This is a genomic window from Microcoleus pseudofavosus SVA1_A4, assembly GCF_036700565.1.
Lineage (GTDB): Bacteria > Cyanobacteriota > Cyanobacteriia > Cyanobacteriales > Microcoleaceae > Microcoleus.
The window spans coordinates 82760-91995 of the sequence record NZ_JAUBPE010000021.1 but is presented as its reverse complement, the minus strand read 5'-3'; the positions used below and the strand labels follow the sequence as shown (position 1 = coordinate 91995).

Sequence of the window (9236 nt, the reverse complement as noted above, 5' to 3'; positions counted from 1 at the left end):
TTTCTTGCACCCTTACTACTTTTTTGGTCGGAAAACCCATACACTGTTTACTTTTCTCACTGATTCAGCAAGCCCTACATAATTCCGATGCTACCGGATTTGATATGAGTTAAAAAGTCGATCGCGCACCATGCAAAATCCCGGAGCTTTGGTGACTGTAAAAGCAGCCATCAAACCCCCAGGATTTAAGTTTTTCCTCTTAAACGAGGCTCAAATTATCCCCAGTGAGCTTTAACTCAATCAGCAGTAGCCAATTCGGTACTGGCGCCGCCGCGCTTCCGCGTCAGGGTATTGAAAAGCATCTGACCGACAGCTTTAATCAAATTGCCTTCTAACTCCATGAACATCTTCATGTTCATGCCAAAAGCTGCATTAGCTTCATCAACAATTCGCTCTGCTGTTGCTTCGTCAATCGGCAGTTCGTTCATTGCTTGACGGTAGTTAGCTTTGAATTCTTTTTCATCAGGAATATCCTGGAATTCATAGAAAGCAGTGCCTTCTCCCTCGGTAAGATTCATCCCGCGCTGGGCAATTCCCTTCAGGATTTGTCCGCCGGATAAATCGCCAAGGTAGCGAGTGTAAGAGTGAGCTACTAACAGTTCCGGTGCGGTCGCCGAGATTTCGCGAATGCGCTGCACATAAGCTTTAGCTGCCGCTGACGGGGCTACTTGTTCGCGCCAATTCGCACCGTAGTAGTAAAATAAATCTTGCTCTAAGCTTTGTTTGCGATTCAACTCAGAAAAGTAAATTTTTGAAACAACCGGATGCTGCTTTTGGCGTTCCATTTCCTCTTCCATTGCCGAGTAGACAAAGTAGAGGTTTCCTACTAACTTCCGGTAAGAAGTTTTTTCTACAACGCCTTTTAAAAAACACTTGACAAAACCGACGTTTTCTGCCATTGTGTGGGACTTTTTCGTTCCCTCACGCAATTTGGTCGCTAAATTGATGCTCATGCTATATTGTCCAACCTTCTATTTTTGTGGTAGCTGATGGATGCGCCAAAAATCTAAAAATTACCTAAGCATTTACCTTAGATCGATTTGATGAGAGATTGTATTAATTTTTATAACAAAAGTTGGCAGTTGGCAGTTGGCAGTAGTCAGTTGGCAGTTGGCAGTTGGCAGTAGTCAGTTGGCAGTTGGCAGTAGTCATCAGCCACTAACTAATGACTAATGACTAATGACTCATGACTCATCCTTGCCAGCAAACAACTGTTAACCGTCAACTGTCAACTAACTTAGATGTCCAAGTCGAGGAGGTTGAGTTTGGGGCCGTAGGTTTCGATGAATTCGCGGCGGGGGGCGACACGATCGCCCATTAAGATCGTAAAGATGCGATCGGCCTCTGCTGCGTCTTCAATTTCCACCCGTTTCAGCGTCCGAGTTTCCGGGTTCATCGTGGTATCCCACAACTGCGTCGGCATCATTTCGCCCAAACCTTTGAACCGCTGGACAGTGTAGTTAGCATTCGCCGGAAATTCATTGCGGATCAGATTGTTCCTTTCGCGTTCGCTGTAACAGTAGTAGTGATTGCGTCCCCGTTCTACTTTATACAAAGGAGGACACGCAATGTAGATGTAACCTTGGTCCACAAGTGCGCGCTGATAGCGGTAGAAGAAAGTCAGCAACAGCGTGCGGATGTGGGCACCATCTACGTCAGCGTCAGTCATAATTACGATGTGGTGATACCGCAATTGCCCCGGATCGAATTCTTCGCCTTTGATGCCCAAACCCAGGGCTGTAATTAACGACTGAATTTCGTTATTCTTGTAGATTTTGGCGTCGTCGGTTTTCTCAATGTTGAGAATTTTACCGCGCAGAGGCAGGATTGCTTGGAATTGGCGATCGCGCCCTTGTTTGGCACTGTTATGGACAAAAATTCCCGCCCCTAATGCAAAGTTGTGACTGTTGGGCACTTCGATGTCGTAGACATCGTACCGCTCCTCCAAATGTTCGATCGACACAACGCGGTGGTTGTAATTCCGAATCGCTTGGCGAGCATATACGGCATCACCACTAAAGTAGCGATCGCAAAACGTCTCAAACTTCAACAAAGTCTTATCACCCTTCACGCGGCGATAAAGATTGTAAGCATCTACATCCATCCAACCTTCTTTCAGGTGGACTGTCTTCAAAGCTTCCAGCGTCTTGCGGTAATAAGTTTCCTTCAAAGTCGCTTTGCGTTTGAGCCGAAACTCCGTCGTCCACTGTTCCTTAGTTTTTTCGCGCCGCCAGTCCAACAAATTCTCATCTTGCCACTGTTCTTTAGCAAGTTGAGAATTAGTCTCCCGCGCTTCAGGATTGTTAGCAAAATGATCGATCACCCGTTCCGACTGAGCCAAACGGTTTTCTTCGCAACTCCAATACTCTTGCTGCGCTTGGTTCAGCAGTTCATTATTTTGCTGGCGATAAGTTTCATCAGTATCGTAAAACTCCCGCCACTTGCTCGTCATGTAAGCTTTATACTCTTCATCTTCCCACTGAGCTTTCGCCTGTTCCGAGAGAATTTGTCGCGTTTGGGGCTGCCGCATCCGCTCTTTCATCATCGCCCGAAATTCATCGGTCATGTGAGCTTGACGGCTCTTTTCAATGACATCCGGCCTGTGCAAGGTTTTCTCAAGGTTCGCGCGGTGAAGAGCCAAGTGATCCTCAGCAGGCAATCGCTGAATATTTGTCGGATTGTTGTTGAGTTTGTTGAAATCAACGTGGTGGCGGTGATTGCCCTCAGATGCTAGATAAACCCCGTGTTTTAGGTTGTAAAAATCCGATAAAAGATGGGTGTAAATCCACTTGTCACTGTTGGGATTCCAAACCATTTCGTAACCGTTAAGTCCCTGACCCTGTTTGGTTTTTTCCGACAACTTGCTGTGGAACGGCATTAATGAATCGAACGGTGTCAGCATGGCTGCTGCTTTGTAAGTGCCATCCCGCAACATGAATGGATGGTCGGGAGTGCAAGTTATTGTCTCCCCATTGTCTAATGTCAGTTTGACAACTTCAGCATTTGCTTTAGTCATCCGAGCATTAGTTATTCGCTCAAACCCGATGTTTCCACTCTCGCGAATGGTGTAGCAAAAGTGTTCTTTGCCTTCTGCTTGTTCGTCAACTATCTGTTTGATAGTTTTTGTCGTACCGTCAGCTAATAATATTTCCTGAAAAGAATAAAAACAGCCCCCAGCACTATCCCCCTCCACCAGGTATATCTCAGACAGGGCGGGGTCTCTGGAACTACAGTCCGCTAATTTTCCAGGCAAAGGAGACGATTCTAGGACTGATTTGCGGCGCACTAAATCGCGGGCGCGGCGGGCGGCTTCAGCGGCTTTAAATGCCTGAATTGCTTTTTCCAAAATAGCGTCGGCTACTTGGGGGCGAAACTCCAAATATTCTGTCAATACTTCGCCTACCAAGGAATCGACAATTCCCCGAACTTCTGTATTTCCTAGCTTGGTTTTAGTTTGGCCTTCAAATTCCGGGTCTGGGACTTTGACAGAAATCACTGCTGTCAAACCTTCGCGAACGTTTTCGCCGGCGAGGTTGGGTTCGTGTTCTTTAATTTTATTGCGCTTGCGGGCGATCGAATTCATCGTCCGCGTCAAAACAGCCTTCAAACCTTCTAAGTGCGTCCCACCGTCGATCGTCCGAATGTTGTTAGCAAAACCGAGAACATTATCGCTAAAAGCATCAACGCACCACTGCAAAGCCACTTCTATTTGTACGTTATTGCGTTCGCCTTGCACGTAAATCACTTCTTCGTGCAGAGGCTGCTTGTCGCGGTTCATGTAGGCGATGTATTCCTTGATTCCGCCCTCGTAACAGTATGTTTCGATGCGAGGTTCGCTACTTTTGAGCAGTTCCAAACGGTGGTCGCTAAACGTAATTCTCACGCCCGCATTCAAGTAACCCAATTCTCGCAAGCGCCCGGCGAGTATAGTGTAATCAAATTCAATGCCAGTGCTAAATATTTGAGTATCTGGCAAGAAAGAAACTGAAGTGCCGGTGCGATTGCCTTTGTTGGGCTTGGCATTAAGTTCGGTGACAGGATTGCCTCTTTCGTAGCGCTGTAAATGTTCTTTTTGGTCGCGCCAAACTGTCACTTCTACCCATTCCGACAGCGCGTTAACAACCGAAATACCTACACCGTGCAATCCTCCAGAAACCTTGTAGCCACCACCGCCAAATTTACCGCCGGCGTGGAGTACAGTCATTACTGTTTCTATTCCCGATTTGCCAGTCTTGGCAACGATGCCGGTCGGAATGCCCCGTCCGTCGTCGGTCACGGTGACGGAACCGTTGGCGTTGATGTCAACCTCGATGTGGGTGCAGTGGCCAGCCAGCGCCTCATCGATAGAATTGTCCACAACCTCGTAAACTAGATGGTGGAGTCCTCGCGGGCCGGTGGTACCGATGTACATCCCCGGTCGTTTGCGGACTGCTTCGAGACCTTCGAGAACTTGAATTTGGTCGGCGCTGTAGCTGCTGGTCATACAAAAATAGCTCCAATAATGAGGCCTAAAGCCCCGAAAGCTTATAAAATAGGAAAACTCCTAAAATTATAGCACGAATCGGTTAATGGCGATGTTAGGGCATTCTGAAGCGAAATTTTTTGAGGTATGCACCCCACGCAGTTTTCCTTGAGGAGCTATTGACATTTGCTTGGAGGGCTGCTAGGCGAATGATTTGAGATTTTGGATTTGAGATTTGAGATTTTGGATTGGAGATTTGATATTTTGAGCTGTGGCGCGATCGCCCGATGTTAGATTTTAAACGAGATTTGAGACTGCGGCGCGATCGCCCGTGGCAGTTTACTGCGAGTTATTGTATTCCAGTAATTCTTGCTTTCGGCGCAATGCCCGCGCTTTGAGTGCTTCTGCTTCTGCGTCGCGGGCCTCGATCGCCTGTCGGACGATCGCCCCTGCAACTTCCGGGCGGGCTGTCAAATATTCCATCAACTCTTTTTCTACCAAAGATTTAACGATTTCTTGTACTTCCGGGTTAACCAGCCGACTTTTCGTCGGGCCTTCAAACTCGGGATTCGGTAATTTAACGGCAATGACGGCGGTGAAGCCACACTTTAAAACCTCATTCCCCATTAAAACTGGGTCTGTATTTTTGAGTTTGCCCAGTTGGTGGCCGATCGCACTTACCACCCGCCTCACTGCCAATTGAAAGGTGTTAATGTAAGTGCCACCATCGATATTCCGAACGCAGTTAGTAAAACCAAACAGTCGGCTGTAGGAATTATCTTGATTCAGAAGGTGCCACTGACAGGCTATTTCTACTTGTACGTCGTCGCGATCGCCCTGAATGTAAATAATATCTTCGTGCAGCGGTTCGACATCAGAGTTCAGGTAGGCGACATATTCCCGGATGCCGTCGGGGTAACAATAAGTTTCAATTGAGGGAGAACTACTGCCAAGCATTTCCAAGCGGTTGTCAGTGAAAATAATTGTCAAACCGGGGTTGAGATAAGCAAGCTGCCGCAGGCGACCGGCAAGAGTAGCGCGATCGAACTCAATGCCATTCTTAAAAATCTCCACATCTGGCTTGAAAGAAATTGACGTACCCGTGCGGTTTTCAGGGCTGGTTTTAGCTGTTAGTTGCGTAACAGCGATGCCTTTCTCAAAACGCTGGCTGTAAATTTGCTCCTCGCGCCAAACAGTTACCTGCAACCATTGAGACAAAGCATTGACAACTACTATCCCAACTCCGTGGATACCTCCAGCAACCTTGTAGCTGTCGCCAGCCCTGTAACCCGCACAAAGAACCGTTAAAACTTCTTCCAAAAACGATTTGCCAGTTTTGGAATTAATCTTGGTGGGAATTCCCCGGCCGTTATCTTTCACGGTAACGGAACCGTCAGCGTTGAGGTCAACTTCGATGCGAGTGCAGTAACCGGCCAGCGCTTCATTAATCGAATTGTCCGCAACCTCGTAAACTAGATGGTGCAGTCCTCGCGGGCCGGTGTTGCCGACGTACATCCCCGGTCGTTTGCGGACTGCTTCGAGACCTTCGAGAACTTGAATTTGGTCGGCGCTGTAGCTGCCCGTCATACAACAATAGCTCCAATAATGAGGCTAAAGCCCCAAAAGCTTTTAAAATGAGAAAACTTCTAAAATTCTAACACAAAACGGTTAATGGCGATGCTAGGGCATTCTGAAGGGAAATTTATTGAGGGGATGGATGGCTTGGATCGGGGAGGAGTGTTTGTTGTCAGCTAGAGGAGTTTGGGTGCGATCGCCCGCAAGGAAGTAAGCTATGTCTAAATTAATTACGATTTGTGGGGCGACGGCGACGGGGAAGTCGGGAGTGGCTTTGGCTTTGGCGGGGCGACTGCAATCATCGATCCTGAGTGCGGACTCGCGTCAAGTGTACCGCGAATTTGACATCGGAACGGCAAAACCGACGGCGGTCGATCGCGCTGCTGTACCCCATCACTTAATTGACATCTGCGATCCGACGGAAACTCTAACACTCGCCGAGTACCAGCAGCAAGCTCAAAATTTAATAGCTGCTGTGGATTCTCCTTTGTTGTTGGTGGGAGGGACTGGTTTATATATTAAGTCGATCGTCCGCGGTTTGAAAATGCCGAGAGTTGCACCAATGCCAGAATTGCGATCGCAACTTGCAGAACTCGGGCAATCTCAATGTTACGCCATGTTGCAGCAGGTCGATCGATCTGCCGCTGACAAAATTCACCTCAATGACCCAGTAAGAACTTTGAGGGCATTAGAAGTATTTTATGTCACCGGTCGCTCTATTTCCGAACAGCAGGGCGAAAATCCTCCCAATTATCCTATTTTACAAATAGGGTTGGATTGCGCGATCGATGTTTTGGTCGATCGGATCAAACAGCGCACCGAACAAATGCTAGAACGCGGTTGGATTGCTGAAGTAGAATATTTGTGTAAAAAATACGGCTGCGACTTGCCTTTATTGAACACGCTGGGCTATCAGGAAATCAAACAATATTTGGCGGGCGACATTAAGCTTGAAGAAGCTAAAGAATTAACAATTTTGCACACCCGGCAATTTGCGAAGAGACAGGGAACTTGGTTTCGAGCTTATCCTGAAATTGAATGGTTTGATGTTAGCGCACCGGATTTGTTGGAGCGAGTTTGGCAGAGAGTGCAAGAATTTGTCAATTGATTTTAGATTTTAAATTTAAAAATTTGTGGAACAGGCATCTTGCCTGTTCATAAGAGATCTGCAAAATATCTGCGATATTTAAACACACAAAAACTTAATCTAACATGATGCTAACTTTGACTCGGCAAAATTTCTCTAATTCTTTGCCGAAACAAACGCACAGCCGCCCGCTGTCCGATAGTTCTGCTTTGTTCGATAAAACCCGGAATTTCTGGAACGGGTAAAAAGGGGAAAGCTAAACTGCGATCGCACATTTCATATTTCCCATCTACAAGTTGATAAACTTGCAGAGAGTGCCGCCGGTACCTCCAAAGTTCGGGAACACCAATAGCAGCATAAATTGTAAACTTATTCACAAAAGAATTCGTGTAATCTGACTCGATCGCTAAATCTGGCGGCAAATCTTCTGGGAGGCTGATATCTCTTTTACCTCTGACGCTGGCTTCATTTTGAATGTAGAAACAAGTATCAGGTTCGACAGCACGAGTTAAATCTTCCCGTTCGAGAGTCAGCGAACCAGCTTTCATCACTTCGATTTCTAGCTCGTCTGCTGTAGCTTCAATAAAGCTTTCTATCAGTCCTTTCGGAACTTCATGTTCTAGATGTGGCATTCTGATTTCTAATACTCCTCCATCGTAAGCAATTCTCCAAGCTCTATCGTCCCCAACATCCGCCAGCAATGCTTTAAAAGTTGACCAACTGACACCTTTTAAAATAACTCGGTTTTCTGGGGTAGTTTGCTGTTCGACGGGAGTTGATGTTGTTGTTACCATTTAACAATTCCTTGGTAGCTTCATCAATTTTTATTGTAGTCGAGCGACTGCAAATTTAAGGTAAAACTTACAAACATAGGGACACGGGAGTGCCGTGTCCTGTATTTCATTTTTTTGAAACGAACAAAAAATATTTTTTTAATTAACCGCAGAGAACGCAGAGGGCGCAGAGAAAGAGAAAAGAGAGAAATTAATAATTTGAGAAGCCGAAAAGCCTGTTCCTCAAATTACATCTCGCGTACTTAATTAACTGTACAAACTCGCGACATATTCGCCGTAACCGTTATAGGGCAAAGTCGGGCGAGTTTCCCACGACCAACTGTTACCGGGGCCGACTATTCGTTCGCTGGCCTGCGACCATCTGGGGTGCGGTTTGTCGGGTTCGACATTTGCTTCAAAAGCGTATTCGTTGGGGCCGATTGTATTCCAAAAAGTGGCGGGCTGTTGTTCGACAAATTCAATTTTGACGATCGACTTTGCGCCCTTAAAACCGTACTTCCAAGGAATCACTTGCCGCAGCGGCGCGCCATTTTGCTTAGGTAGTTTTCTGCCGTACAAACCTGTGGCAAAAAATGCTAAATCGTTGGCCATTTCTTCAATTCGCATTCCCTCGGTGTACGGCCAAGGATAAAATTGCGAAAATACATTAGCACCTTTGGTGATTTTGGGGTCGTAAAATGATGTGAAGCGAACGAATTTAGCATTGGATTGCGGTTCGACATCAGCCATCAGTAATTTCATGGGAAATCCGACCCAAGGAACTACCATTGACCACGCTTCTACGCAGCGAAATCGATAAACTCGCTCTTCGATGGGAAATTTTTTGGATAGGTCGTCAATATCGTAAATGCGGGGATTTTTTACTAAACCGGCTACTTCTACTTTCCAGTTTTCTGTTGGCAAAGCTTGAGCGGCTTGCCAAATAGATTTTGTGCCGCCGTATTCGTAAAAATTATTGTATTTTGTAGCTAAAGCTTCGTCGGTAATCGCCCGATCGACTTTCGCAAATGCCCGATTGCGGATTAAGCCGGAATATGCTACAGTTGCGGTTTTATCCAAAGCTTCGTTTGATGCACCATTGCTCTTACAGCCCGCAAGTGGGAGGAGTGAAGCACTCACGCCAGCGCCAATTAAATTTGTCATGAAGCGGCGGCGGTTGATAAAAGCTGTTTCTGGGGTAATTTGTGGGTTGAGAATTTCCCAAGATTTGGGTACGCGAATTAACGGCATAAGTAATAGTTAAAAGTTAGTAGTTAGTTTGGCAAAACTTGGCTAAGTTTTCAATCAGTAAACCTATTTTAGATTGTGGATTTTAGAT

6 protein-coding genes are annotated in these 9236 nt (G+C 46.4%); 1 reads left to right on the top strand and 5 read right to left on the bottom strand.

The annotated features are described in order from the left end of the window. Window positions 1-236 precede the first annotated feature (236 nt). From QUA02_RS11660 to QUA02_RS11650, 3 genes are all read right to left on the bottom strand, one after another. Entirely contained in the window at window positions 237-953 is a 717-nt protein-coding gene (locus QUA02_RS11660) for a biliverdin-producing heme oxygenase (protein ID WP_333027769.1), read from the bottom strand. A 284-nt stretch (window positions 954-1237) separates the two neighbouring features. Continuing rightward, window positions 1238-4483, bottom strand: a complete 3246-nt coding sequence (gyrB, locus tag QUA02_RS11655; RefSeq protein WP_333027766.1) for a DNA topoisomerase (ATP-hydrolyzing) subunit B — start codon at window positions 4481-4483, stop codon at window positions 1238-1240. A 318-nt stretch (window positions 4484-4801) separates the two neighbouring features. Beyond that, window positions 4802-6049 carry an ATP-binding protein gene (locus QUA02_RS11650; RefSeq protein ID WP_333027763.1) on the bottom strand — a complete coding sequence of 416 codons (1248 nt, stop codon included), beginning with the start codon at window positions 6047-6049 and terminating at the stop codon, window positions 4802-4804. Between the two features lie 205 nt (window positions 6050-6254). Here QUA02_RS11650 and miaA point away from each other — a divergent pair, with 205 nt between their 5' ends. Beyond that, the gene (miaA, locus tag QUA02_RS11645) at window positions 6255-7145 is read left to right on the top strand and encodes a tRNA (adenosine(37)-N6)-dimethylallyltransferase MiaA (protein WP_333027761.1); all 891 of its coding nucleotides are present in this window, start codon (window positions 6255-6257) and stop codon (window positions 7143-7145) included. Window positions 7146-7255: 110 nt separating this feature from the next. Here miaA and QUA02_RS11640 read toward each other — a convergent pair whose 3' ends face one another. Further along, window positions 7256-7918, bottom strand: coding sequence for a Uma2 family endonuclease (locus tag QUA02_RS11640; protein ID WP_333027760.1), 663 nt, complete (start codon window positions 7916-7918; stop codon window positions 7256-7258). Between the two features lie 246 nt (window positions 7919-8164). After that, entirely contained in the window at window positions 8165-9148 is a 984-nt protein-coding gene (msrP, locus tag QUA02_RS11635; protein ID WP_333027758.1) for a protein-methionine-sulfoxide reductase catalytic subunit MsrP, read from the bottom strand. Window positions 9149-9236: the final 88 nt, after the last annotated feature.